Raw genomic sequence first — 24,870 nt, 5'->3', positions numbered from 1 at the left:
CCTGACTATAAGTAAAGTACGCGTTGAAGCTCGCTAAAACTGGTGATCCCTTGTTTTAGTTTTTCTAACCCTGAAGCCTTTAGTGTTTTCATTCCTCGCTCTACAGCTAATCGTTCAAGCTCCAGAGATGTATACCCTTTGATGATCGCCTCTGACATTGCATCATCGAATGGCATTACTTCATAAATCCCTGTGCGCCCACTGTAACCATTTGTACAATCACTACACCCTACAGGGTTGGCGTCAAAAACATGGTCTTTGTCAGATATACCCAGTGAGGATAGCGCAGGAGTCATTGACGCTGGCTGCTTGCAGTTTTGGCATAAACGTCTCGCGAGACGTTGAGCAATAATAAGGCTTAGAGAGGAAGCTAGGTTAAAGCTTGCAATGCCCATATTATTTAAGCGAACAACCGTTTCGGCAGCGGAATTTGTATGCAGTGTCGATAGAACGAGGTGGCCAGTTTGGGAGGCTTTTATTGCTATTTCGGCAGTTTCTAAATCTCGTATTTCACCAACCATGACAATATCAGGGTCTTGCCTTAAAAATGAACGCAGTGCTTCTGCAAATGTAAAACCAATTTTTGGTTGAACTTGAACTTGATTGATGCCAGATAAGTTAATTTCAACAGGATCTTCCGCTGTAGAAATATTAACTTCTGGTTGGTTTAGAATGTTTAACCCGGTATACAGTGACACCGTTTTTCCACTACCGGTAGGGCCGGTCATAAGAATCATACCTTGAGGGCGTTTTAAGGCATTCAAATATAAAGCTTTCTGCTCTGTACTGTATCCGAGCTTATCAATATCTAAAGATGCGGAGCTGCTATCCAATAGGCGTAATACTATTTTTTCGCCAAATAACGTAGGGAGCGTGGATACGCGCATATCAATGGCGACATCACTATTTAACTTGAGCTTAATTCGGCCATCTTGTGGTAACCGTCGTTCTGCAATATCAAGTTTAGAGAGAATTTTTACGCGTGCAGAGAGTCTACGGCTAAGATGGCTAGGGGGCTGTTGAGTTTCAACTAAGATGCCATCACAACGTAGCCGAACACGAAAGATGTTTTCATATGGCTCAAAATGAATGTCGGAAGCTCCTTTCCGGACTGCGTCGAGCAAAATTTGGTTGATGTAACGGCTGACTGGGGATTGATCCTCACTTAAATCTTCGATGTTTTCTATTTCGTCTTCACCAATATCTACAAGGTTAGCCAGTTCGTCTTGATTGATATCTTTTAAGTTTGAGTGAGAGTTTTCAATTGACCTGCCATATAAGCGACGTATAGAAGCTTGAAGCTCTTTGAAGTCTGCAAGGACTAGCTCCACTTGCAATCCTGTAGCGAACCTAAAATCATCTTCCGCATGCCACATTGTGGGGTCGGGAATTGCTAGCGTAAGAGCATTGGAGTCTTTTTTTAGAGGGAGAGCATTATATTTTGTAATGAGCTCTCTTAACCCCAACTCTTTACAAAGTGGTTCAAAGTCAAACTCGCATAATGAGCAATAGTTTAAGCCAAACAAAGAGCTCAAATGAACCGCTAGTTCATCTGAGGTAAAATACATGTTATGGATCAAAGCCTCCGGTACCGAAATACCAGAGGCTTTTACTAGCTCAATGACGGCATCTTCTTGCTGAGTATCAATTAAACCAGCCTGACGAAGAACAGAGCAGAGGTTGGTGAGCATTAGTTACCTGAACAGTCGATGCTACGGCCTGCTGTTGTACAGCCTGTTCCAGTAATGCCCCATTGAACTACGCCATTACCAATATTAGGCGTGAAGGTTAAAGCTAGGTTAGTACCACCGCCATCAACACCTGTTGTTGTCATAGTAATGACACCATTTGCAACCGTTACAGCATCAACGTAAGAAATCGTACCACCGTCATCACCAGCAGCAATTGTAGCTGGGATATCATTCGCGCCAGCGTTACAACCTACTAGCTGACCCAAGTCTTGTGCACACATTGCTACCGCAGTTTTAAATCCAGTAATACCAGCAGCTGCGCCAGCCACGCGTGTGCGCTGTGTGTAGTCTGAGTATGCCGGGATGGCAAAGGCAGAAAGCACGCCGATGATTGCTACTACGATCATTAATTCAATCAGCGTAAAGCCTTTTTGCTTATTGCGTTTGTTTGTTTTCATTTATGTTTCCTTTAATTCCAGATGCATCTTGCACGGGGCGGAAGCATAAAATAGATTAAGCCTAAGAAAACTAAGCAAATAAAAGGTTTCGAGTCAGGTAGGTATCTTTAACATGCTGTTGCATATGCGTTTCATGCTTTTGCGATGAATTTTGAGCTTCGAAATAAAAAGAGGAGCCTAAGCTCCTCTCCATATTAGTCATTTTTTAGTGACGAATTTTACGTTCGTTATTTGAAGCGCATCGAAAGATCCATCGCTTTTAGGTGCTTAGTTAAAGCGCCCACCGAGATGTAATCTACGCCTGTTTCTGCGTATTCAGCGATGGTTTCTAGAGTCACATTGCCAGAGTTTTCTAACGCAGCGCGTCCTGCATTGATAGCGACGGCTTCACGCATCATATCTGTAGTGAAGTTATCGAGCATGATGATATCTGCACCTGCTTCAATCGCTTCTTTTAGCTCGTCCAAGCTTTCCGTTTCCACTTCAACTGGTTTACCTGGGTTCAGCGATTTTGCTGTGGTAATCGCTTGAGTGATCCCGCCACATGCAATGATGTGGTTTTCTTTAATAAGGTAGGCATCGAATACACCGATACGGTGGTTGAAACCACCGCCACAGGCTACTGCGTATTTTAGCGCACTACGTAAGCCCGGAATGGTTTTACGAGTATCTAATAGACGGCACTCAGTGTGAGCAATTTTCTCTGCGTACTCAGCGGTAATAGTCGCGCAACCTGAAAGGGTTTGAATAAAGTTCATTGCGTTGCGCTCGCCAGTGAGCAAATCACGAGCAGGACCAGTCAGTGTGCAAAGTGTTTGGTTTGGTTCAACCTTGTCGCCATCTTTTACATGCCATTCGATCGCGACTTTGCCACCCAGTTGTTTAAATACTTCATCTGCCCATGCTTGACCACAAAATACACCGTGTTCACGAGTAATGATGGTTGCTGCGTTAATAGCGTCTGCTGGGATAAGCGATGCGGTGATGTCTTTGTCTGCATCCAATGTGCCACCTAGGTCTTCTTTTAGGGTGTCGGCTACGGCACGAGTGATTTCTAATGGAAGCTGCTGCTTAAGGTATTCTAGGCGTTCTTGGCTGTTGTGTGTGTTCTTCATCGCAAATCTTGTCTTGAAAGGGAGATGGCAACGAATGATACTCTCCGGTGTCAATAATTTCAGCAGTTAATTTGCAAAGTAGAGAGGTTGATATGTGCCTAAAAATCGAGAATGGTTGGTTGACGCAAGCAAAGCATGTTCCATCGCCATTCTTTGATGCTCGTTCAGATAAAGATGATATCTCTCTGCTGGTGGTTCACAACATCAGTTTGCCGCCAGGGCAGTTTGGTGATTCATATATAGAGGACTTTTTTACTGGCAATCTCGATCCTAAAGCACATCCATTTTTTGAAGTAATTCACAAAATGGGTGTTTCGGCACATTGCTTAATAAAGCGTAATGGCGAAATTGTTCAGTTTGTTTCGTTTTTAGATAGAGCTTGGCATGCCGGGCAATCTAGCTTTGCTGGTCGTGAACGTTGCAATGACTATTCGATTGGTATTGAGTTAGAAGGCACTGAGTTTGTGGCTTATACAGAAGAGCAATATCAATCACTTACGGATTTGGCTCATGCGGTCATGCATTCTTACCCCAAAATCACCTTACCCCGAATCACGGGGCATCAGTATATCGCTCCCTTGAGAAAAGCCGATCCTGGTCTAAGCTTTGACTGGGTCAAGTTCAGGCAACAAATACAACGCTAACTTGTAGCGAAAGTGTAAATTCAAAAAACAGAAATAAATAAGGCATACACTCAAGTATGCCTTTTTTTGATACGAGAAATATGAATGCTTGTTAAAAGTTAACTACATTTTGAACGCTCAAAACAGCGGTTGGTGAAAAAATGTACGGATAATTTTGTCATTTTTTGTTTTTGTTGATCAAAATTACTAGCACGCAGAGCTCCCATCTGTTTTGTTTATGTAATTGGTAAGACCAATTTTATTGCTGTTTTAATAGTCGATTGTTATCAGAGTGTTGGTTGTAAGTCCATTCTATGATTTAGGTCAATTTTTGGCTGGACAGTGGCGTTTTAATTATGTTAATTTCTGCACCATCTTAAAATTGGTATTACCAATTACCTGCAAGAGTAGAAGAACAATAAATTATGGCTTATCAAAGGATTCGTCAGCCAAAGCTCTCTGATGTTATTGAACAAGAGCTAGAAAGGTTGATTGTGGAAGGAACATTGTCTCCGGGGCAGCAGTTGCCACCAGAGCGCGAACTCGCTAAGCAGTTCGATGTGTCTCGTCCATCTGTCCGTGAAGCCATTCAACGCTTAGAAGCAAAGCGTTTGCTTACTCGTCGTCAAGGCGGTGGCACATTCGTTAGTGAAAACATCTGGAAAAGCTTTTCAGATCCGTTGTTGAACTTGTTGTCGACTCACTCAGAAACGCAGTTAGACCTACTTGAATCGCGCCATGCGATGGAGGGGATTTCAGCGTACTTTGCAGCTTTGCGTGGTACCGATGAAGATTTTGCACGCATTCAAGCTTGTTTGAATCAAATTAGCGAAGAGCAAAAAGGCGATAACGTTGAGGCAGAAGCCGCTGCAGTGATGCAGTTTCTGATTGCTTTGACTGAAGCGGCACACAATGTCGTCCTGCTTCATATTGTTCGCAGCCTTGCGCCTTTGCTTGAGCAAAATGTTCTACAGAATCTAAAGCTCTTACATCGCCGCGATGAAGTGGTCGATAAAGTAAGTAAACACAGAGCTAATATCGTGGATGCGATTGTTTCTGGTCAGCCTGAAAAGGCACGTGAAATGTCTCACTCACATTTAGCTTATATTGAAGAAACATTGTTGGATTTGACTCGAGAAGAGTCTCGACGAGAGCGTTCTCTGCGTCGAATTCAGCAAGGTAACGATTCTTAATACAAGAACCGCTTACTTAAATAAGTAGATCCAACCAACAGAAGGATAGATCGCCATGTCTGACATGAAGCATGACGTAGATGCACTGGAAACTCAAGATTGGCTACAAGCCCTTGAATCAGTTGTTCGTGAAGAAGGTGTAGAACGTGCACAGTTTCTATTAGAAACCGTTCTAGAAAAAGCACGTCTAGACGGCGTTGATATGCCAACTGGCATCAACACAAACTACATCAACACTATTCCAGCAGCACAAGAACCAGCTTACCCTGGTGACGTAACTCTTGAGCGTCGTATTCGTTCGATTATTCGCTGGAACGCAATCATGATCGTATTGCGTGCTTCTAAGAAAGACCTAGACCTAGGTGGTCACATGGCTTCTTACCAGTCAGCAGCGGCGTTCTACGAAGTTTGTTTCAACCACTTCTTCCGCGCTCCAAACGAGACGGACGGTGGCGATCTAGTTTACTACCAAGGTCACATCTCTCCGGGCATCTACGCTCGTGCATTCGTTGAAGGTCGTCTAACTGAAGAGCAGCTAGACAACTTCCGTCAAGAAGTAGACGGTAAAGGTATCCCATCATACCCGCACCCTAAATTGATGCCTGAGTTCTGGCAGTTCCCAACAGTATCTATGGGTCTTGGCCCAATTTCTGCGATCTACCAAGCGCGTTTCCTTAAGTACCTAGACGGTCGTGGTCTGAAAGACACGTCTGCACAGCGTGTATACGCGTTCCTAGGTGACGGTGAAATGGATGAGCCAGAATCACGTGGTTCACTTTCTTTCGCTGCGCGTGAGAAACTAGACAACCTAACATTCCTAATCAACTGTAACCTACAGCGTCTAGACGGTCCTGTAATGGGTAACGGTAGCATCATCCAAGAGCTAGAAGGTCTATTCAAAGGCGCTGGCTGGAACGTTGTTAAAGTTATCTGGGGTAGCAACTGGGATGCTCTACTTGCTAAAGATACAACAGGCAAGCTTCTACAGTTGATGAACGAAACTGTAGATGGTGACTACCAAACATTTAAATCTAAGGACGGTGCTTACGTACGTGAACACTTCTTTGGTAAATACCCAGAGACTGCAGCGCTAGTTGCAGACATGACTGATGACGAAATCTTCGCACTTAAGCGCGGTGGTCACGAGTCTTCTAAACTGTACGCAGCTTACAAAAACGCAGCAGAAACTAAAGGTCGTCCAACAGTAATCCTAGCGAAGACTGTTAAAGGTTACGGCATGGGTGAAGCCGCTGAAGGTAAGAACATCGCGCACCAAGTTAAGAAGATGGATATGACTCACGTACTACACCTACGTGATCGTCTAGGTCTTCAAGACATCCTAACTGACGAAGCAGTGAAAGAACTTCCATACCTGAAACTTGAAGAAGGTACAGCGGAGTACGAATACCTACACGCTCGTCGTAAAGAACTAAAAGGTTACACGCCACAGCGTCTACCTAAGTTCACTCAAGAATTCAAAACACCTGAGCTAGAAGAGTTCGCTCCGCTACTAAGTGAGCAGAAGCGTGATATCTCTACAACAATGGCTTACGTTCGTACTCTTAATATCCTGCTTAAGAACAAGAACATTGGTAAGAACATCGTTCCTATCATCTGTGACGAAGCTCGTACGTTCGGTATGGAAGGTTTATTCCGTCAGATCGGTATTTACAACCCGCACGGTCAGAACTACACACCTCAAGATCGCGACATCGTTTCTTACTACAAAGAAGCAACTTCAGGTCAGGTTCTACAAGAAGGTATCAACGAACTAGGTTCAATGGCTTCATGGGTTGCAGCAGCAACGTCATACAGCACGAACGATCTACCAATGATCCCGTTCTACATCTACTACTCAATGTTTGGTTTCCAACGTGTAGGTGATATGGCGTGGATGGCTGGTGACCAACAAGCTCGTGGTTTCCTACTAGGTGCTACTGCTGGTCGTACAACGCTAAACGGTGAAGGTCTACAGCACGAAGATGGTCACTCGCACATCATGGCGAATACAGTTCCTAACTGTATCTCTTACGACCCAACATTCGCTTACGAAGTTGCAGTAATCATGCAAGACGGTATCCGTCGCATGTACGGTGAGAACCAAGAGAACGTGTTCTACTACCTAACGGTAATGAACGAAAACTACGCAATGCCAGCAATGCCAGAAGGCGCTGAAGAAGGTATCCGTAAGGGTATCTACAAGCTTGAGTCTTACGCAGGTGACAAGTCTAAAGTTCAGCTAATGGGCTCTGGTACTATCATGAACGAAGTACGTAAAGCAGCGACTATCCTAAGCGAAGAATACGGCATCGCATCTGACGTGTTCTCTGTAACATCGTTCAACGAGCTAACTCGTGACGGTCAAGACGCAGAGCGTTACAACATGCTTCACCCAGAAGCAGAAGCAAAAGTACCTTACATTGCACAAGTAATGGGTACTGAGCCAGCAATCGCAGCGACTGACTACATGAAGAACTACTCTGAGCAAGTTCGTGCGTTCATGCCTTCTGAGTCTTACAAAGTACTTGGTACTGATGGTTACGGTCGTTCTGACAGCCGTGAGAACCTACGTCGTCACTTCGAAGTTAACGCGGGCTACGTAGTTGTTGCAGCTCTTACTGAACTAGCGAAACGTGGTGATGTTGAGAAGTCAGTCGTCGTTGAAGCGATTGCTAAGTTCAACATCGACACTGAAAAAACAAACCCACTTTACGCTTAATACAGCGCTTAACTAGAAGGTAAATAAGCAATGGCAATCGAAATTAATGTACCTGACATCGGTGCGGATGAGGTTGAAGTTACTGAGATTCTTGTAAGCGTTGGCGACAAGGTTGAAGAAGAGCAGTCTCTTATCACTGTTGAAGGCGACAAAGCTTCTATGGAAGTTCCAGCGTCTCAAGCAGGTATCGTTAAAGAAATCAAAGTAGCGGAAGGTGATTCTGTTACGACTGGTTCTCTAATCATGATTTTCGAAGCCGAGGGTGCAGCAGCTGCTGCACCTGCTCCTGCAGCAGAAGCGGCTTCAGCAGCGGCTCCAGCTCCAGCAGCAGCGGCAGAACTAAAAGAAGTTCACGTTCCAGATATCGGTGGCGACGAAGTAGAAGTTACGGAAATCATGGTTGCAGTTGGCGACAGCATCGAAGAAGAGCAATCTCTTCTAACGGTTGAAGGCGACAAAGCATCAATGGAAGTTCCAGCACCATTCGCTGGTACTCTAAAAGAGATCAAAGTTGCTGCTGGTGATAAAGTAACAACTGGTTCTCTAATCATGGTATTCGAAACTGCCGGTTCAGGCGCAGCAGCGGCTCCAGCAGCCGAGGCGTCGGACCGAGTAGAAGCTCCAGCAGCTCCAGCGGCAGCAGCTGACAAAGAAGTGAATGTTCCAGATATCGGCGGTGACGAAGTTGAAGTTACTGAGATCATGGTTAAAGTTGGCGACACAGTAGAAGAAGAGCAATCTCTAATCACTGTTGAAGGTGACAAAGCTTCAATGGAAGTTCCAGCTCCATTCGCTGGTACGGTAAAAGAAATCAAGATTGCAGCTGGCGATAAAGTAACGACTGGCTCTCTAATCATGGTATTCGAAGTAGCTGGCGCAGCTCCAGCTCCTGTTGCAGCACCTGCACAAGCAGCAGCTCCAGCTCCTGTTGCAGCACCTGCACAAGCAGCAGCTCCAGCACCTGCAGCGGCTCCTGCTCCAGCAGCAAAAGTTGAAGCGGCACCTGCAGCGAACGATTTCCAAGAGAACAACGACTACGCACACGCGTCTCCAGTTGTCCGTCGTCTTGCTCGCGAATTCGGTGTTAACCTATCTAAGGTTAAAGGTACTGGTCGTAAGAGCCGTATCCTAAAAGAAGACGTTCAAGCTTACGTTAAAGATGCGCTTAAGCGTCTTGAGTCTGGCGCTGGTGCGGCAGCATCTGGTAAGGGCGACGGCGCAGCGCTTGGTCTACTACCTTGGCCAAAAGTTGACTTCAGCAAATTCGGTGAGACGGAAGTTCAGAAGCTTTCTAAGATCAAGAAGATTTCTGGTGCAAACCTACACCGTAACTGGGTAATGATCCCTCACGTTACACAGTGGGACAACGCTGACATCACTGAGCTAGAAGCGTTCCGTAAAGAGCAGAATGCAATCGAAGCGAAGAAAGACACTGGCATGAAGATCACTCCTCTTGTGTTCATCATGAAAGCAGTAGCGAAAGCACTAGAAGCGTTCCCAGCGTTTAACTCTTCACTTTCTGAAGATGGCGAAAGCATCATTCTTAAGAAGTACGTGAACGTAGGTATCGCAGTAGATACGCCAAACGGTCTTGTTGTTCCTGTATTTAAAGACGTGAACAAGAAAGGCATTTACGAGCTATCTGAAGAGCTAATGGCAGTTTCTAAGAAAGCACGTGCTGGTAAGCTAACGGCAGCTGACATGCAAGGCGGATGTTTCACAATCTCTAGCCTTGGCGGTATCGGCGGTACAGCGTTTACGCCGATCGTAAATGCGCCAGAAGTAGGTATCCTAGGTGTATCTAAATCTGAAATGAAGCCAGTGTGGAACGGCAAAGAGTTCGAACCACGTCTACAGCTTCCACTGTCTCTATCATACGACCACCGTGTGATTGATGGTGCAGAAGGTGCACGCTTCATTACTTTCCTAAACGGTGCACTATCAGACATTCGTCGCCTAGTACTGTAATATAGAAAGTAATAGTTAAGGTGGCTTTCGGGTCACCTTACTTCTTTATATAAAAGACTATTTTTAGACGACAATTTCTCACATCGTTCAGAATCTGAAAGATGAATTGTTGTCTAGCTCACAGGCTAACTTAAAGCTGCTTTCACACTGTTAACATCTCTGTAAAATATTGATCGTTTGAAAGCCTAATAATTTAAGAACATCTACTCAGCCTGTTAGGGATAATGACTACAAGAGGTCACAATGAGCAAAGAAATTAAAGCCCAAGTTGTTGTACTTGGTTCTGGTCCTGCTGGTTACTCAGCTGCATTCCGTTGTGCGGACTTAGGTCTAGAAACAGTACTAGTTGAACGTTACAGCACTCTTGGTGGTGTATGTCTAAACGTTGGTTGTATTCCATCTAAAGCACTTCTTCACGTTTCAAAAGTTATCGAAGAAGCGAAAGCGATGGCTGAGCACGGTGTTGTGTTTGGCGAACCGCAAACAGACATCAGCAAAATCCGTATCTGGAAAGAGAAAGTTGTAAATCAACTGACTGGCGGTCTTAGCGGTATGGCTAAGATGCGTAATGTTACTGTAGTAAACGGCTACGGTAAGTTCACAAGTCCTAACTCTATCCTTGTAGAAGGCGAAGGCGAGTCAACAACGGTTAACTTCGACAACGCTATCATTGCTGCGGGTTCTCGCCCAATCAAACTGCCATTCATCCCGCATGAAGACCCACGTATTTGGGATTCAACGGATGCACTAGAGCTGAAAGAAGTACCAGAAAAACTGCTTATCATGGGCGGTGGTATCATCGGTCTAGAAATGGGTACGGTATACCACTCTCTAGGCTCTAAAGTAGACGTAGTAGAGATGTTTGACCAAGTTATCCCTGCTGCAGATAAAGACATCGTTAAAGTCTTCACTAAGCGCATTAAAGACAAGTTCAAGCTAATGCTTGAGACTAAAGTAACAGCAGTTGAAGCGAAAGAAGACGGTATCTACGTTTCAATGGAAGGTAAAAAAGCACCAGCAGAAGCTGAGCGCTACGATGCCGTTCTTGTTGCTATCGGTCGTGTACCAAACGGTGCACTTATCGATGCTGAAAAAGCGGGTATTGAAGTGGACGAGCGTGGCTTTATCAACGTTGATAAGCAAATGCGTACTAATGTTCCTCACATCCACGCGATCGGCGACGTAGTTGGCCAACCAATGCTTGCTCACAAAGGTGTGCATGAAGGCCACGTAGCGGCAGAAGTTATCTCTGGTAAGAAGCACTACTTCGATCCTAAAGTTATTCCTTCAATTGCTTACACTGAGCCAGAAGTAGCATGGGTTGGTAAGACAGAGAAAGAAGCGAAAGCGGAAGGCATCAACTACGAAGTGGCAACATTCCCATGGGCAGCATCAGGTCGTGCAATCGCATCTGACTGTGCAGACGGTATGACTAAGCTAATCTTCGATAAAGAAACTCACCGCGTTATCGGTGGTGCTATCGTTGGTACTAACGGTGGCGAACTGCTTGGTGAAATCGGCCTGGCTATCGAGATGGGTTGTGATGCAGAAGATATTGCACTAACTATCCACGCTCACCCAACTCTACATGAGTCAGTAGGTCTAGCTGCTGAAGTATTTGAAGGTTCAATCACTGACCTTCCAAACAAAAAAGCAGTTAAAAAGAAAAAGTAACTTTTTCTTAGCTACTCGCTAATGTTTTTAGAAACCGCTGATTCGTCAGCGGTTTTTTTATTGGAAGAAAAGAACGCTACGTTTGGAGGTTCGGGAGTGCTCCGCTTTAGGAATCTAGAGCTGGTTGTGGGAAGGCTAATGAAAGAGGGTCGGCTCTAAAGGAGTTGACTTGTTTCAAGAAAGACAAATTATTATCGCTTATCAAAAACAAAAATGTATGGTCCGCCCCGTTATTGCAACTACAATTAAGTCATAACGGAGTTGGTTTGCGCTAATGTATTCGGAGTCCTTGTTGGGAGTACTAGCTTCCCAGCTCCACGATGATATCTGCGCCAGATTATCCTTAAAAAGCCCAAAGCGTTTAACGCTATTTTTTGTGTCAGGTTCTTAACCTGGTCGATTGACCGTTTTTGTCATCACGTTCATTGGCGTTGCAAACTTGGTTATAGCTATACAGCCTTAAAAGCTTGGCGGTGGTATAACACCGCCCAAGCTATTCTTGCTAGCTTGTTGGCAAGTGCTACGACCACAACATTAAATGGCTTCGTCGCCCGGAGCTTGATGAGCCACTCTCCAAACACTTTCCCTGTCGTTTCTAGCCTTGAGAGAACTGCTCTTGCTCCATGGATAAACAGAGTTCTGAGATGTTTATTGCCTCGTTTACTCATGCCAAGTAGCTTGGTCTTTCCTCCCGTAGAGAACTGTCTCGGCACAAGCCCTAACCATGCAGCCATTTCCCGACCATTGGTGAAGTTACTTGGGGAACTTACATCGGCAACACACAACGTCGATGTGAGGTCGCCAACGCCAGGGATAGTTTTCAGCAATTGTGCACTTTCGTTATTGTTAACAACGGCTTGAAGCTTACTGTCTTGAACTTTGACTCGTTCATTAAGGTATTTGTAATGCTCGTGGATAGACACTAATTCAACGAGTAAGCTTTCTGGTAAAGACGCTTTTTGCTCTGCTAGCCATTGGAAGAGAGCCTTCATCTTTGCATGCCCCTTTGGAAAACTTAGGCCGAACTCAAGCAAGATAGCCCCAATTCGAGACATGGCGGCCGTTCTCTCCTTGATATAACCATCTCTGACACGATGAATCGCTGCGATGACTTGGGCTTCTTCACTTTTTACCGCGATAAACCTTATTGTTGGTCGACCAGCGGCTTCTGCGATTGCTGATGCATCTATGAAATCATTTTTGTTGCCTTTGACATAAGGCTTAACGTACTGGGGAGGAATAAGTCGAACTTGATGACCGTATTCACCACTCTTGCGAGCAAGCCAATGAGCACCGCCACAAGCTTCGAAAGCAATGGTTGTTGGTTCGATTTTACAAAGGAAACGTTGGAGTTGGTTTCGACTAAACTTACGACGTAATACTTCTGCACCTGAACGGTTATGAGCGATAGCGTGGAAACAGTGCTTGCCTAGGTCGATACCTAAAATATGAATAGAAGACATATGGTTCACCTCATTCTGAGAGCCTACTCTAAGCTTAAGGGCTTGAGAGTGGGGCGGACCATATAATTAAGGCCAATACCTAAGTATCAGCCTTTGATTTAATCAAATTCGCGTTTCAGCTTAATGGTCGCGGTTGTAGATGCAAAGCATATCTAGGTAAGAATTAACTAAGCTAGCTAGTTCAGATTCACTCTTAGAACGATTTGCTTGCACAAATAAAGAGTAACAGATGCCATGGAAGAGGTTTGCCAAGTGCTCTGGTTCATGCTCAGAACATACTTCACCACGTTCGATGGCCTTAATGAACATGTTTTGCACTAGCAGTTGGTTGGTACGGTTTGTAGTTACAAAAAGTGGCCATACTTCATCACGTGTTGACGCACTCCACTCAAACCATACTTTCAGCCAGTGGCAATCTTGGCTTACTAGCTCAATCATTGCATTAGTGATGTTGGCGATGTTCTCACGAGCATGAATGTCTAAGTCAATATTATCAGATAAAAAGTTAGAGAACTGACGAACAACGTGGTTCAGAACTTCATCCACCAAATCTTCGCGAGTCGGGAAGTAGTTAAATACAGTCGCAACAGAAACTTGAGCGATCTCGGCAATATCCGCATGACCACCACGGCCAATGCCGCGACGAGCAAATACTTCTAGAGCGATTTCCATCAGTTGTTGTTTACGTTTAAGAGGTGAAAGCCTAGTACGAGGCCTCTTTGCAATTGAGTCCATATTAAATATCCTTGCCATTTGAGTTGATTATTTCGCGTTTAATACGCTTATATTTAATTATTCTAATGATTGCTTAAAGCTTGATGAGTGTAATGGTGCATATGATTAAGGTCAATATGCAATCAGAAAATTATCGATAGGAATGTCATTACTGTGGCGTTTTTCATCAACTACTTGTGAAAACTTAGATGTAGGTCTAAAAATTTCTTGGTGGTGAAGAGCGCTTTTATCGCTCTACTCGTGGTGTTACACTACGCTGCGTAAAAAGGTGATCGTTTGCGTACGACCAACCTCAACTCACAAGAATATTGAGCACAGTATGAAACATACAGTAGAAGTTATGATTTCTGAGCAAGAAGTTCAGGAACGTATTCGCGAATTAGGCAAGCAAATTACAGAACGTTACCAAGGCAGTGAAGATCTAGTTTTGGTTGGTTTGCTTCGTGGTTCATTTGTATTTATGGCGGATCTGGCGCGTGCAATTGATCTGACTCATCAAGTGGACTTTATGACTGCCTCTAGCTACGGTAACACGATGGAAAGCTCTCGTGATGTGCGTATCCTTAAAGATCTAGATGATGACATCAAAGGTAAAGATGTCCTGATCGTTGAAGACATCATTGATACGGGTAATACGCTGAACAAGATCCGTGAGATTCTTTCTCTACGTGAACCAAAGTCGATTGCTATCTGTACGCTGCTAGACAAGCCATCACGTCGTGAAGTTGAAGTGCCAGTTGATTACGTTGGCTTTGCGATTCCAGACGAGTTTGTGGTTGGAGTGGGTATCGACTACGCTCAAAAATACCGCCACCTACCGTTCATTGGTAAAGTGGTACCACAAGAGTAATCATTACTCTTACTAGAAGAATACAAAAACGCCCGTTAAGAAATTAACGGGCGTTTTCTTTTATTTGGTTCGGCTGATACTTTTTAACTCAGCGACAAAGCAATTTGTTGTCTGAGTTAAGAATGGTTGAGAGCGCTTTTTGGTAAGAGGCTTCAACGGTCTCTTTTGAGTTTGAACGAATACCTAAATATTCAAGGCGACCATCTTCAATCCCGTACACAACGCCATGAATTTCTACATCCTGACCACGTTCCCAAGCATTTTGCATAATGGTCGAGTTACCTAGGTTGTAGACTTGTTCTGCTACGTTGATTTCACCAAGTTTATCCGCGCGGTCTTCGACAGGCATTTGGTCTAGATAAGTTCGGTGTTTAAAATAGAGATCTCGGATGTGAAGGAGCCAGTTATTGATAAGACCAAGTTGAGGGTTGTCGATAGCTGCGTTAACGCCACCACAGCCATAGTGGCCGCAGACAATAATATGTTTTACTTTTAATACATCGACCGCATATTGCACAACCGAAAGGCAGTTTAGGTCGGTATGGATCACTTGATTCGCTACATTTCGGTGAACAAATAACTCGCCCGAGAACAGCCCTGTTAGTCGCTCTGCAGGAACACGACTGTCTGAACAACCAATCCATAGAAAGTCGGGCTTTTGACCTTCCGCTAGTTTTGCGAAATATTCTGGGCGATCAGATTTGATTTCTTCTGACCACTTAGAGTTATTTTCGAATAATTGTTTAATTTCCGGCATCTGACATCTACTTCCCTAAAAATTAAAAAAACCAACCACTCACCAGTGCTTATAAAGCGATCAGCGCTGTAACTATACACAATGTTACAATTTCGATCCCGTTAAATATTCATTCAAGATGACTCATCTGACTAGTTCTCGCTGTGAAAATCATAAAATATGCAGACATCATTCAGTATGCGAATAAGCCTAGCGAATTCGTGGTTTTATTGTGTTTTTTTCTTTGACGAAATATTTGTTAGATTGATGGCATTTTGTCTTTTTAATGCAGGGAGCAAATTCAATGTTCGGTAGTCGCTTTAAGGATATCAACTTGAAAGGGGATCTGTTTGGTGGCGTCACCACGGCCATTATTTCACTTCCTCTTGCGTTAGCCTTTGGTGTCGCATCTGGTGCTGGCGCAGAAGCAGGCTTATGGGGTGCGATCATGGTGGGGCTTTTTGCTTCTCTGTTTGGTGGCTCAAATACCCTGATATCGGAACCAACCGGTCCTATGACAGTGATCATGACCGCTGTACTGACCAGCATGATGGCCAAGTACCCTGAAACGGGGATGGCAATGACCTTTACCGTTGTAATGATGGCGGGGGCATTCCAGATTGTGCTCGGCACATTAAAGTTAGGTAAGTACGTTACACTGATGCCTTACAGTGTAATCTCCGGCTTTATGTCGGGTATCGGTGTCATTCTGATTATATTACAGCTCTCGCCTCTATTAGGTCATGCCGCGCCTTCTGGTGGGGTCATCGGGACGTTATCGGCATTACCAGACACCATTTCTAACCTCAAGTTTAGCGAGTTGTTTTTGGGCTTGCTGACGTTAGGTATCTTGTTTTTCTTCCCTAAGCAGTACCGTAAATACGTCCCAGCTCAGTTAGTGGCATTGGTTGCAGTCACCTTGCTTTCGGTCATCTTATTTGATGCTGAAGATATTCGCCGAATTGGTGAAATCCCAGCAGGTTTGCCGTCTTTAGTTGTGCCGCATATTGATCCTGCGATGTTTACCGAAATGGTCATTGATGCCTTAGTGCTGGGCACATTAGGTTGTATTGATACCTTGCTCACGGCTGTTATTGGTGACTCTTTGACGCGTAAAGAGCATGACTCAGATAAGGAATTGCGCGGCCAAGGTTTGGCGAACATGATCTCTGGTCTGTTTGGTGCACTGCCTGGTGCTGGCGCGACAATGGGAACCGTAACCAATATCCAAGTTGGCGCACGCTCGCCATTATCTGGGGTGATTCGTGCGTTGATCCTTGCACTGGTGGTTTTGGTTGCAAGCGGGTTGACTGAGCCAATCCCAATGGCAGTGCTCGCGGGTATCGCGGTGTACGTTGGTTTCAACATTCTTGATTGGAGCTTCATTCAACGTGCCCATAAAGTCAGCTTTCCTGGTATGGCAGTCATGTATGGCGTGATGTTCCTAACGGTGTTCGTAGATTTGATTGTTGCGGTCGGTCTTGGTGTGTTTATTTCTAACATCATCATTATTGAGCGTTTAAGCCGCGAGCAAGCACGCCAAGTGAAGGCAATCAGTGATGCGGATGAAGACGATGTGCCGCTAACAGATAGTGAGCGAGGCCTACTAGATAGAGCGAATGGCAAAGTGTTGTTCTTCTATCTTTCGGGGCCAATGATCTTCAGCGTATCGAAAGCCATTTCTCGTCAGCATTCGAGTATCTCTGACTATGAAGTGATGATCCTCGATCTTACTGATGTACCTATGATTGATGTGACGGTAGGTCTGGCGCTAGAAAACGCGATTAAAGATGCTCTAGATGCAAACTGTGCAGTTTACCTACTGTGTCCAAATCAACGTACTCGTGAACAGTTAGAGAAGTTCCACGTGATAGATTTAGTTCCTGATGAAAACACCTACAAGTTCCGTTACGAAGCATTGAATGCGGCGATAAAGCATGTAGAAACAGATGAGCATCAAATGCTAACCATGTAGTCTAAGTGGTTTACTTAAAAGCGCTACCAGAGAGATTTGGTGGCGCTTTTTCGTATATAGAGTTAAGGAAACTTATAGTTATTTCTAATTTTATGGAAAGGTTTATTTGTGTTCATCGTTATTCAACGATAAACTAATTCAACTTCAGTGCAATACCGCTTTCGACTTTTTAGTCGCTATCAATGAGCCCCTAAAGGTATTGGCATTCACGATTCATCAACAGATGGCAATGATTACGCAATGTACGCATTAGAAATAGAACAGCTTCGCAAGACTTATGCGGGCGGATTTGAAGCGTTGAAGGGCATTAGCCTAACAGTAGAAAAAGGTGATTTCTACGCGCTTTTAGGGCCGAATGGTGCTGGTAAATCCACTACGATTGGCATTATCTCTTCTTTGGTAAACAAAACTTCCGGTACGGTTAAGGTTTTCGGTTACGACATCGATACACACCTAGAACTAGCGAAGCAAAATCTAGGTTTGGTACCGCAAGAGTTTAACTTCAACCAGTTTGAAACGGTCGAACAGATTGTGATGCAGCAAGCAGGTTACTATGGTGTATCCAAAACGCTTGCACGAGAGCGAGCAGAAAAGTACCTGACTAAGCTCGACTTATGGGAAAAACGCAAAGAGCGAGCACGTAACCTATCGGGTGGTATGAAACGTCGTTTGATGATTGCTCGCGCTTTGATGCATGAGCCGCAGCTGTTGATCCTTGATGAACCAACAGCAGGTGTGGATATCGAATTACGTCGCTCAATGTGGGATTTCTTGAAGGAGATTAACCAAGAGCAGGGCATTACTATCATCCTAACGACTCACTACCTTGAAGAAGCAGAAATGCTATGTCGTAACATCGGTATCATCAATAAAGGTCAGCTGATCGAGAACACAACGATGAAAGCGCTACTCGGAAAACTTCGTGTTGAAACTTTCATCTTCGATGTTGAGTTTGATAGTGAGATGCCAGAGCTTGCGGGTGTGAATAGCCAAACGATGATCAATGGTTCACTAGAGATTGAGTTGGACAAGAGCCAAGGTCTGAACTCAGTATTCAGTCAACTTTCAGACAGTGGGGTGAAAGTACTCTCTATGCGTAACAAAGCAAACCGTTTGGAAGAGCTGTTTGTCAGCATCGTACGTGGAGGTAACCAATAATGTACAAGTTATATTGGACCGCTTTTTGTAGCCTGCTAACGAAAGAAATCAATCGCTTTACACGAATTTGGGTGCAAACTCTTGTGCCGCCAGCGATTACGATGACGCTGTACTTCATCATCTTCGGTAGCCTAATTGGTTCTCGTATTGGTGAAATGAACGGCTTTAGTTACATGGAATACATTGTGCCGGGCTTGATCATGATGTCGGTGATCACCAACTCGTATTCTAATGTCGCGTCGTCATTCTTTAGTTCTAAGTTCCAGCGTAACATTGAAGAGCTACTAGTAGCGCCAGTACCAAACTACGTCATCATTCTTGGTTTTGTTATGGGGGGCGTCGTTCGTGGTTTGCTGGTGGGGACTATCGTAACTTTCGTGTCGCTGTTCTTTGTTGATTTGCAAGTGGAACACTGGGGCATCATTATCGCGACGGTATTTATGACTTCGGTTGTATTCTCACTCGGTGGCTTGATTAACGCGGTTTACGCAAGAACGTTCGATGATATCTCCATCATCCCGACGTTTGTATTGACGCCACTGACTTACCTCGGCGGTGTTTTTTACTCAATCAGTCTATTGCCTGAGTTTTGGCAAGGGGTGTCTAAACTGAACCCTATCGTCTACATGGTGAATGCATTCCGTTATGGCTTCCTTGGTGTGTCCGACGTGGGTATTGTCACTTCGTTTAGCGTACTGACGGTATTTGTGGTCGCGCTTTATGGTGTGGCTCATTATTTGGTGACCAAAGGAATTGGTTTAAGAAGCTAATACACAAAGAATTGAAAGAGCAGCTATTGGGGCTGCTCTTTTTCTATGCACACCAATACATTCCCATACAATTTTTCGACTTTTTACATGCTAGGTTTCACTCATCTGTCGTAAATACATCTGTTGTAAATGAGTGAAGCCATGAATACCGTCCCATCTCCTTCTTTTTCCTTTAAATTGCTTCTTCCTAAATACTGGTCTGTTTGGTTTGCATTCGGCTTGTTAGCGTTTATCGTCAATGTTCTGCCGTATCCGTTGTTGCGAGTATTGGGAAGAGGTATCGGCTCTCTCGCTATGCTGCCAATGAAGCGTCGCCGAGAAATTGCTAAGCGCAATCTCAAGCTCTGTTTTCCTGAATACACCGAACAACAATGTGAGGAGCTGGTAAAAGCAAACTTTAAGTACACTGGTATGGCACTGATTGAAACGGGTATGGCTTGGTTTTGGCCTGAGTGGCGAGTGAAGCATCTAACTAAAGTTGTGGGCAAAGAGCGTTTACTTGAGCAAGAAAAGAATGGGCGAGGTGTGCTAGTAGTATGCAGTCATCACCTCAATTTGGAAATGACGGCGAGAATCTTTAGTCAATTTGCTGAAGGCTACGGTGTATATCGCCCTAACTCAAACCCAGCTTACGAGTTCATTCAGCACCGTGGTCGAACTCGATGTGGACATCAAATGATAGACAGGAAAGACGTAAAATCGATGCTCAAAGTCCTGAAAAATGGCAAGCGATTATGGTACTTACCGGATCATGATTATGGGGTGAACAATTCGGTATTCGTACCTTTCTTCGCCGTCGAACAGGCGGCAAGCACGGCTGGCTCGAGTGTATTGGTTGATGCAACCAAGTGTGCGGTGATATCTGGAGTGACCGTCATGAGTGACAACCAATATACGCTTTATATTGGTGAGGACCTGAGCGAGCAATTTGAACGACGCAATCCGGCTAAAGCGGCGAGTATCTTGAATCAAGAAATCGAGGGGATGATAAAGCGAGATATTCCAGCATGGATGTGGTTACACAAGCGATTTAAGACTCGTCCAGAAGGGCTTCAATCTGTTTACTCATAAATCAAATTAGCAGATGTAAAAAAGGTCGGCTTAGCGCCGACCTTTTCATTTAAGACTTCGATTTACTCAGCATTTGCAGAGTCATCTTCACTTGATTCTTCTTCTTTGGTTTCGACTACCATATCAACCGTTTGGTTATCGATTAGGCGTGTTTTTCCTAAGAATGCAGACATCAAGATCACCGCTTGTGTGGTCTCTGCTGTGATGGCCTGAAGTGTACGTGCATCACGGATGAAGATTTCATCAGGTTGTAGACCTGCTGCGCGTAGCTGATCGTTCGCATCTTCAATGATAGAAGCGTAATCGTCACGACCACCACGCATAGCGCTGCTGATCCAACGCATAGTGCGTGCTAAAACCGGTGCACGTTGGCGTTCATCAATGGTAAGCAGGCCATTGCGAGAGCTCATTGCAAGGCCGTCCATTTCACGTACGGTTGGTACGCCAATGATCTCAATGTCCATTGCTAGGTCATCAACCATCTTGCGAATCACAGCAAGCTGTTGAAAGTCTTTCTCACCAAAGCAAACCACATCTGGCTGAACAATGTTGAACAGTTTGTTTACGATGGTGGTAACACCACGGAAGTGACCTGGGCGAGATGCACCTTCGAGGATGGTTGATAGACCAGGGACGTCAACAAATGTTTGTTTGTCTAAGCCTTCAGGGTAGATCATTTCTGGTGTTGGAGTGAACACCAGTTCTACACCTTCGCCACCTAGTTTACTTAGGTCTTCTTCTAGAGTGCGAGGGTAGTTATTCAAATCGTCTGCACGGTCAAACTGCATCGGGTTTACAAAGATGCTTACGACAACGACATCCGCGTATTCGCGAGCTTTACGAACAAGCGTTAAGTGGCCTTCGTGTAGGTTACCCATGGTTGGGACAAACGCTACCTTACGACCTTCACGCTTAAAGGTTTTTACCTGTTCACGAATCGCTGAGATTTCCGCAAAAGTTTGCATGCATTTATCCTCTAGGCAATAGTATGTGCTTCGTCTGGGAATGCACCGCTTTCAACATCAGCCATGTATTGAGCCACGGCTTTGCGCATATCGCCTGTTTCAGCAAGGAAGTTTTTCGAGAATTTTGGCATGTAGTTCGCCGAAATTCCAAACATATCGTGCATTACAAGAATTTGACCGTCTGTCACATTACCAGCACCGATGCCAATCACTGGCACATCAAGTACTTGTGTAATGCGCGCTGCCAAGTCAGCAGGAACACACTCGAGTAAAACAATTTGAGCACCGGCTTCTTGCAATGCCAGAGCGTCTTTAACCATACGATCCGCTTTTTCTTGATCGCGACCTTGTACCTTGTAACCACCAAAGATGTTTACAGATTGAGGTGTTAGACCAAGGTGAGCACAAACTGGAACAGCACGTTCAGTTAGCATCTTAACGGTATCAACTAACCAATCACCGCCTTCGATTTTTACCATGTTTGCACCAGCACGCATTAGCGTTGCTGCGTTCTCACACGCTTGCTCAGGCGTTGCATAGCTCATGAATGGCATATCAGCCATCAATAGACAATTAGGGCTACCAGCGCGCACACAGCGTGTGTGATAAGCGATATCTTCAACGGTCACAGGTAATGTGTCTGTCTTACCTTGCAGAACCATGCCTAGAGAGTCACCTACCAATAAAACCGGCATTTCTTGGCTTTCAAAAAGTTGGGCAAAGCTTGCATCGTATGCAGTTGAAGTAGCAAATTTACGACCTTCTTGCTTCCACTTAATCAGGTCGTTAATGGTCATTTTTTTCATTGTTTTTTCCTCACTAGGAGTTGGCTATGACTGCCAAATGCTGAGGCCGTTTCGATCTACTTGTTTAAGTAGTGACGACACCTCGGTCCCGTCTGGGAGTTGTAAACTTGGTGCAATTTCCGCAAGAGGGTAGAGTACGAACTCGCGCTCTCTCATTCCATAGTGTGGAACTGTCAGTCTTTCGGAATCGATCACCTCATTGCCATAAAGAATCATGTCGAGGTCCAAAGTTCGTGGACCCCAGCGTTCATCTTTACGGACACGCCCTTGCTCTTGCTCAATCGCTTGGGTGCAATCGAGCAGCTCAAGAGGCGTCAAATTGGTTTTTATCGCCACAACCGCATTGATGTAATCCGGTTGGTTTTGTGGTCCCATCGGTGTACTGCTGTAAAGTGATGAAGCCTGAACAAACTCAGAGTTTGGTAATGTTTTAAGGGCTTCGATCGCTTTCTTCGCTTGGCTGACAGGATCAGCCAAGTTACTGCCTACCGCAATGTACGCTGTGATCATGACTTAGGCTTACTCTTTTTCTTGCGGTAAGTTTTACGGCGGCGTTGACCGGTTTTAGGCGCTTGGCCGTCTAGGTCCGCAGCCATAGCTTGGCGCATTTCTCGGCCAGCATTTTGGAAAGTTTCCCACCACTTGGCAAGCTTCTGAGTATCACCACCTTCAATTTCACCGCGCATTTCAAGAAAATCAAAGCCAGCTCTAAATTTGTTGAGCTCCATTAGGCGGAATGCGCGTTTACCGTTGCGTCGTGGAAGGCGTAATTGCAGTTGCCAAATTTCACGAATCGTCGCTGTGTGGCGGCGTGGAATGGCAATGGTACGAACTTGGTCATCAAGAATGATGTTGCTCGCTTCCATGATGGCATCGTAATGGCACAGGTTACGCTGTTCCATTAGTTTATCTGCCATGGCACATAGCGGGTACCACAGCATCGCTGCAAACATGAACGCAGGATTGATGCGCTTGCCTTCTTCGATTCGCATATCGGTCGAATCAAGCACTAAATCTAGCATTTGTTCGGTATGAGATTCGTAATCTTCAGTGAAGTGCTCAGCAATTACAGGGAACAACTGTTGGAACAGGTTGTATTCGCGCAGTAGGTGATAAGTCTCTAGACCGTGACCAGATTGAAGCATCTTCAACGATTCTTCGAAAAGACGTGCTGATGGGATATCACGCAGTAGCGGTGCCATCTCTTCAATCGGTGCAGCGGTGTCTTCTTCGATATCGAAGTCAAGTTTCACTGCGAAGCGAACGGCGCGCAGCATGCGAACAGGGTCTTCACGGTAACGGGTTTCTGGGTCACCGATTAGGCGAACAAGACGGTCCTCTAGATCTTCAATACCACGAGCGTAGTCGTGAATAGAGTAATCTGCGATGTTGTAGTACATCGAGTTAATCGTGAAGTCACGGCGCTCTGCATCTTCATCAATAGTGCCGTAAACATTGTCACGAAGCAGCATGCCTTCTTTTGACTGCTGGGAAACGTTCTTGTTCTTTTGCTCTTGGTGGTGACCACGGAAGGTCGCAACTTCGATGATGTCTCGGCCAAACATAATGTGGGCAAGACGGAAGCGACGGCCAATCAAACGGCAGTTTCTAAACAGCTGTTTGATTTGTTCTGGTGTCGCGTTAGTTGCGATATCAAAGTCTTTTGGTTTTTGTCCAAGCAGTAAGTCTCGAACCCCGCCACCCACAAGAAAAGCATCGAAACCGGCACCGTTTAGTCGGTATAGCACCTTCAGTGCATTATCACTGATCTGCTTACGCGAAATGTTGTGCTCTTCACGAGTAAGTACATTGAGAGCGAGTTCTGGGATCATGGCAGATTCGCTTGTTGTATTGTCGTTTGTATTCATGTGCATCTGGCAATAACTGGGTTTAATCCAATCTTGCTTTGGTTAGTTTTTATGCCTCTAGGGCCAATTTTGCGGCTAATGATAGCCTACACAGTGCCGTTTGAGAATCACGGTGTGATCTCGATCTCCGCTGGAAGCTGTTGCAAACGCCAATTTTCGCAGCCCCAACGTAGTATTTCGTCTACGTTAGCGGCTCGAATATCGTCAGGAATATCGAATCCTAAAAACGTCATTGCATGCAGCAGAGCTGGCTTCGGATTAGCGACATCAATGGCTGTCGCATGGTTTTGTTTCGACAGTTTGTTGCCATTAGTGTCCATCGCCAATGGTAAATGCAAGTAGCTAACTTCCGGTTGTCCAAGAATTTGGTACAAGCTGATTTGACGACCAGTGGGCTCAATTAAGTCGGCACCACGGACGACTTCAGTCACCCCTTGGTCGATATCGTCTAATACTACCGCAAGATTATAGGCAAATAATCCATCTCGACGTTTAATAATGAAATCTTCATTTACTAACGCCTCAGGAATGGTCATCAAACCATGCTTCTGATCGAGGAAATTGGCGATGGGCTTGGTCATTTTTAGGCGAATCGCACCTTCTTTCAAGCCTTTGTCGCGGCAAGTGCCGAGATAATAACCACCATGCTCTTTTATTTGCTTACGTGTACATTGGCAATAATAAGCATCGCCATTCTCCAACCACGCATCAATTTGTGCTTGGTATAAATGGTGTCGTTCACTTTGATACACCACTTCACCATCCCAGTGGAGTTGATAAGCTTGGAGCGCATTAAGAATATCTTCTGCTGCACCAGGCATTTCTCTCGGTGGGTCAAGATCTTCGATTCGAACGAGCCAAGTCCCTTGATTGGCTTTTGCTTGAAAGTAGCTGCCAAGAGCGGCAACTAAGGAACCAAAATGTAATGGTCCTGAAGGGGATGGGGCAAATCGACCTACATAGCGTGTCATGCGTGTATCTCGAAAGTATTCGGGTAAAACTAGAAGTTTAGCGTTAAAAAGCTAGTCAAAA

At 44.9% G+C, this 24,870-nt stretch carries 21 protein-coding genes; 10 read left to right on the top strand and 11 right to left on the bottom strand.

All coding sequences use genetic code 11. The features are described from left to right. Nucleotides 1–5: 5 nt before the first annotated feature. From pilB to nadC, 3 genes are all read right to left on the bottom strand, one after another. The gene (pilB, locus tag J4N37_RS13130; protein ID WP_010450185.1) at nucleotides 6–1,691 is read right to left on the bottom strand and encodes a type IV-A pilus assembly ATPase PilB; all 1,686 of its coding nucleotides are present in this window, start codon (nucleotides 1,689–1,691) and stop codon (nucleotides 6–8) included. Next, nucleotides 1,691–2,149, bottom strand: coding sequence for a pilin (locus J4N37_RS13125; RefSeq protein ID WP_045393855.1), 459 nt, complete (start codon nucleotides 2,147–2,149; stop codon nucleotides 1,691–1,693). Before J4N37_RS13125 ends, pilB begins: the two co-directional genes overlap by 1 nt. A gap of 227 nt (nucleotides 2,150–2,376) precedes the next feature. Next, nucleotides 2,377–3,264 (bottom strand): carboxylating nicotinate-nucleotide diphosphorylase, encoded by an 888-nt coding sequence (nadC, locus tag J4N37_RS13120; RefSeq protein ID WP_045393857.1) that lies wholly within the window; start codon nucleotides 3,262–3,264, stop codon nucleotides 2,377–2,379. 92 nt (nucleotides 3,265–3,356) lie between these two features. Between nadC and ampD the strand changes: the two genes are divergently transcribed. From ampD to lpdA, 5 genes are all read left to right on the top strand, one after another. Next, a complete protein-coding gene (gene ampD / locus J4N37_RS13115) occupies nucleotides 3,357–3,908 on the top strand; it encodes a 1,6-anhydro-N-acetylmuramyl-L-alanine amidase AmpD (protein ID WP_045393860.1) in 552 nt (183 codons plus the stop codon). A 404-nt stretch (nucleotides 3,909–4,312) separates the two neighbouring features. Continuing rightward, the gene (gene pdhR, locus J4N37_RS13110; RefSeq protein WP_005446261.1) at nucleotides 4,313–5,080 is read left to right on the top strand and encodes a pyruvate dehydrogenase complex transcriptional repressor PdhR; all 768 of its coding nucleotides are present in this window, start codon (nucleotides 4,313–4,315) and stop codon (nucleotides 5,078–5,080) included. 55 nt (nucleotides 5,081–5,135) lie between these two features. Beyond that, the gene (gene aceE, locus J4N37_RS13105; protein WP_005446262.1) at nucleotides 5,136–7,799 is read left to right on the top strand and encodes a pyruvate dehydrogenase (acetyl-transferring), homodimeric type; all 2,664 of its coding nucleotides are present in this window, start codon (nucleotides 5,136–5,138) and stop codon (nucleotides 7,797–7,799) included. A gap of 30 nt (nucleotides 7,800–7,829) precedes the next feature. Beyond that, nucleotides 7,830–9,767 (top strand): pyruvate dehydrogenase complex dihydrolipoyllysine-residue acetyltransferase, encoded by a 1,938-nt coding sequence (gene aceF, locus J4N37_RS13100; RefSeq protein ID WP_252041143.1) that lies wholly within the window; start codon nucleotides 7,830–7,832, stop codon nucleotides 9,765–9,767. 243 nt (nucleotides 9,768–10,010) lie between these two features. Further along, nucleotides 10,011–11,441, top strand: coding sequence for a dihydrolipoyl dehydrogenase (gene lpdA, locus J4N37_RS13095; RefSeq protein WP_005446266.1), 1,431 nt, complete (start codon nucleotides 10,011–10,013; stop codon nucleotides 11,439–11,441). 449 nt (nucleotides 11,442–11,890) lie between these two features. On the opposite strand, the gene J4N37_RS13090 is transcribed toward lpdA, so the two are convergent. Together J4N37_RS13090 and J4N37_RS13085 are read right to left on the bottom strand one after the other, a co-directional pair. Further along, nucleotides 11,891–12,904, bottom strand: a complete 1,014-nt coding sequence (locus J4N37_RS13090) for an IS110 family RNA-guided transposase (protein ID WP_252041141.1) — start codon at nucleotides 12,902–12,904, stop codon at nucleotides 11,891–11,893. A gap of 120 nt (nucleotides 12,905–13,024) precedes the next feature. Beyond that, complete coding sequence (locus tag J4N37_RS13085; protein WP_010450170.1) at nucleotides 13,025–13,639, bottom strand: LuxR/HapR/OpaR family quorum-sensing transcriptional regulator; 615 nt, start codon at nucleotides 13,637–13,639, stop codon at nucleotides 13,025–13,027. Between the two features lie 319 nt (nucleotides 13,640–13,958). Here J4N37_RS13085 and hpt point away from each other — a divergent pair, with 319 nt between their 5' ends. Beyond that, a complete protein-coding gene (hpt, locus tag J4N37_RS13080; protein WP_010450168.1) occupies nucleotides 13,959–14,489 on the top strand; it encodes a hypoxanthine phosphoribosyltransferase in 531 nt (176 codons plus the stop codon). An 88-nt stretch (nucleotides 14,490–14,577) separates the two neighbouring features. Here hpt and can read toward each other — a convergent pair whose 3' ends face one another. Beyond that, entirely contained in the window at nucleotides 14,578–15,246 is a 669-nt protein-coding gene (gene can / locus J4N37_RS13075) for a carbonate dehydratase (RefSeq protein ID WP_010450166.1), read from the bottom strand. A 283-nt stretch (nucleotides 15,247–15,529) separates the two neighbouring features. Between can and J4N37_RS13070 the strand changes: the two genes are divergently transcribed. From J4N37_RS13070 to J4N37_RS13055, 4 genes are all read left to right on the top strand, one after another. After that, entirely contained in the window at nucleotides 15,530–17,200 is a 1,671-nt protein-coding gene (locus J4N37_RS13070) for a SulP family inorganic anion transporter (RefSeq protein WP_252041140.1), read from the top strand. Nucleotides 17,201–17,440: 240 nt separating this feature from the next. Continuing rightward, on the top strand, nucleotides 17,441–18,358 hold the full coding sequence (locus J4N37_RS13065) for an ABC transporter ATP-binding protein (protein ID WP_252041138.1): 918 nt from the start codon (nucleotides 17,441–17,443) through the stop codon (nucleotides 18,356–18,358). Further along, on the top strand, nucleotides 18,358–19,128 hold the full coding sequence (locus J4N37_RS13060) for an ABC transporter permease (RefSeq protein WP_252041137.1): 771 nt from the start codon (nucleotides 18,358–18,360) through the stop codon (nucleotides 19,126–19,128). The genes J4N37_RS13065 and J4N37_RS13060 overlap by 1 nt, the downstream gene beginning before the upstream one ends. A gap of 141 nt (nucleotides 19,129–19,269) precedes the next feature. Further along, on the top strand, nucleotides 19,270–20,199 hold the full coding sequence (locus tag J4N37_RS13055) for a Kdo(2)-lipid IV(A) acyltransferase (protein ID WP_252041135.1): 930 nt from the start codon (nucleotides 19,270–19,272) through the stop codon (nucleotides 20,197–20,199). A 62-nt stretch (nucleotides 20,200–20,261) separates the two neighbouring features. Here J4N37_RS13055 and panC read toward each other — a convergent pair whose 3' ends face one another. The 5 genes from panC to gluQRS all read right to left on the bottom strand — a co-directional run bounded on the left by panC (nucleotide 20,262) and on the right by gluQRS (nucleotide 24,809). After that, nucleotides 20,262–21,164 carry a pantoate--beta-alanine ligase gene (gene panC, locus J4N37_RS13050; protein WP_045393871.1) on the bottom strand — a complete coding sequence of 301 codons (903 nt, stop codon included), beginning with the start codon at nucleotides 21,162–21,164 and terminating at the stop codon, nucleotides 20,262–20,264. Nucleotides 21,165–21,175: 11 nt separating this feature from the next. Next, nucleotides 21,176–21,970 (bottom strand): 3-methyl-2-oxobutanoate hydroxymethyltransferase, encoded by a 795-nt coding sequence (panB, locus tag J4N37_RS13045; RefSeq protein WP_010450156.1) that lies wholly within the window; start codon nucleotides 21,968–21,970, stop codon nucleotides 21,176–21,178. A gap of 24 nt (nucleotides 21,971–21,994) precedes the next feature. Next, complete coding sequence (folK, locus tag J4N37_RS13040) at nucleotides 21,995–22,480, bottom strand: 2-amino-4-hydroxy-6-hydroxymethyldihydropteridine diphosphokinase (RefSeq protein ID WP_045393874.1); 486 nt, start codon at nucleotides 22,478–22,480, stop codon at nucleotides 21,995–21,997. Then, on the bottom strand, nucleotides 22,477–23,844 hold the full coding sequence (pcnB, locus tag J4N37_RS13035; RefSeq protein ID WP_005439387.1) for a polynucleotide adenylyltransferase PcnB: 1,368 nt from the start codon (nucleotides 23,842–23,844) through the stop codon (nucleotides 22,477–22,479). Before pcnB ends, folK begins: the two co-directional genes overlap by 4 nt. Nucleotides 23,845–23,945: 101 nt before the next feature. Beyond that, a complete protein-coding gene (gluQRS, locus tag J4N37_RS13030) occupies nucleotides 23,946–24,809 on the bottom strand; it encodes a tRNA glutamyl-Q(34) synthetase GluQRS (protein ID WP_039984547.1) in 864 nt (287 codons plus the stop codon). Between the last annotated feature and the right edge of the window lie 61 nt (nucleotides 24,810–24,870).

Source organism: Vibrio sp. SCSIO 43153, from assembly GCF_023716625.1.
Taxonomy (GTDB): Bacteria; Pseudomonadota; Gammaproteobacteria; order Enterobacterales; family Vibrionaceae; genus Vibrio; species Vibrio rotiferianus.
Note: the sequence above shows the minus strand (reverse complement) of the source record. Positions and strands in the feature narration are given on the sequence as shown.

Coding starts and splice junctions, on each gene's coding strand:
- pilB (WP_010450185.1), bottom strand. CDS start 1,691: ATGCTCACCAACCTCTGCTCTGTTCTTCGTCAGGCTGGTTTAATTGAT.
- J4N37_RS13125 (WP_045393855.1), bottom strand. CDS start 2,149: ATGAAAACAAACAAACGCAATAAGCAAAAAGGCTTTACGCTGATTGAA.
- nadC (WP_045393857.1), bottom strand. CDS start 3,264: ATGAAGAACACACACAACAGCCAAGAACGCCTAGAATACCTTAAGCAG.
- ampD (WP_045393860.1), top strand. CDS start 3,357: ATGTGCCTAAAAATCGAGAATGGTTGGTTGACGCAAGCAAAGCATGTT.
- pdhR (WP_005446261.1), top strand. CDS start 4,313: ATGGCTTATCAAAGGATTCGTCAGCCAAAGCTCTCTGATGTTATTGAA.
- aceE (WP_005446262.1), top strand. CDS start 5,136: ATGTCTGACATGAAGCATGACGTAGATGCACTGGAAACTCAAGATTGG.
- aceF (WP_252041143.1), top strand. CDS start 7,830: ATGGCAATCGAAATTAATGTACCTGACATCGGTGCGGATGAGGTTGAA.
- lpdA (WP_005446266.1), top strand. CDS start 10,011: ATGAGCAAAGAAATTAAAGCCCAAGTTGTTGTACTTGGTTCTGGTCCT.
- J4N37_RS13090 (WP_252041141.1), bottom strand. CDS start 12,904: ATGTCTTCTATTCATATTTTAGGTATCGACCTAGGCAAGCACTGTTTC.
- J4N37_RS13085 (WP_010450170.1), bottom strand. CDS start 13,639: ATGGACTCAATTGCAAAGAGGCCTCGTACTAGGCTTTCACCTCTTAAA.
- hpt (WP_010450168.1), top strand. CDS start 13,959: ATGAAACATACAGTAGAAGTTATGATTTCTGAGCAAGAAGTTCAGGAA.
- can (WP_010450166.1), bottom strand. CDS start 15,246: ATGCCGGAAATTAAACAATTATTCGAAAATAACTCTAAGTGGTCAGAA.
- J4N37_RS13070 (WP_252041140.1), top strand. CDS start 15,530: ATGTTCGGTAGTCGCTTTAAGGATATCAACTTGAAAGGGGATCTGTTT.
- J4N37_RS13065 (WP_252041138.1), top strand. CDS start 17,441: ATGTACGCATTAGAAATAGAACAGCTTCGCAAGACTTATGCGGGCGGA.
- J4N37_RS13060 (WP_252041137.1), top strand. CDS start 18,358: ATGTACAAGTTATATTGGACCGCTTTTTGTAGCCTGCTAACGAAAGAA.
- J4N37_RS13055 (WP_252041135.1), top strand. CDS start 19,270: ATGAATACCGTCCCATCTCCTTCTTTTTCCTTTAAATTGCTTCTTCCT.
- panC (WP_045393871.1), bottom strand. CDS start 21,164: ATGCAAACTTTTGCGGAAATCTCAGCGATTCGTGAACAGGTAAAAACC.
- panB (WP_010450156.1), bottom strand. CDS start 21,970: ATGAAAAAAATGACCATTAACGACCTGATTAAGTGGAAGCAAGAAGGT.
- folK (WP_045393874.1), bottom strand. CDS start 22,480: ATGATCACAGCGTACATTGCGGTAGGCAGTAACTTGGCTGATCCTGTC.
- pcnB (WP_005439387.1), bottom strand. CDS start 23,844: ATGCACATGAATACAAACGACAATACAACAAGCGAATCTGCCATGATC.
- gluQRS (WP_039984547.1), bottom strand. CDS start 24,809: ATGACACGCTATGTAGGTCGATTTGCCCCATCCCCTTCAGGACCATTA.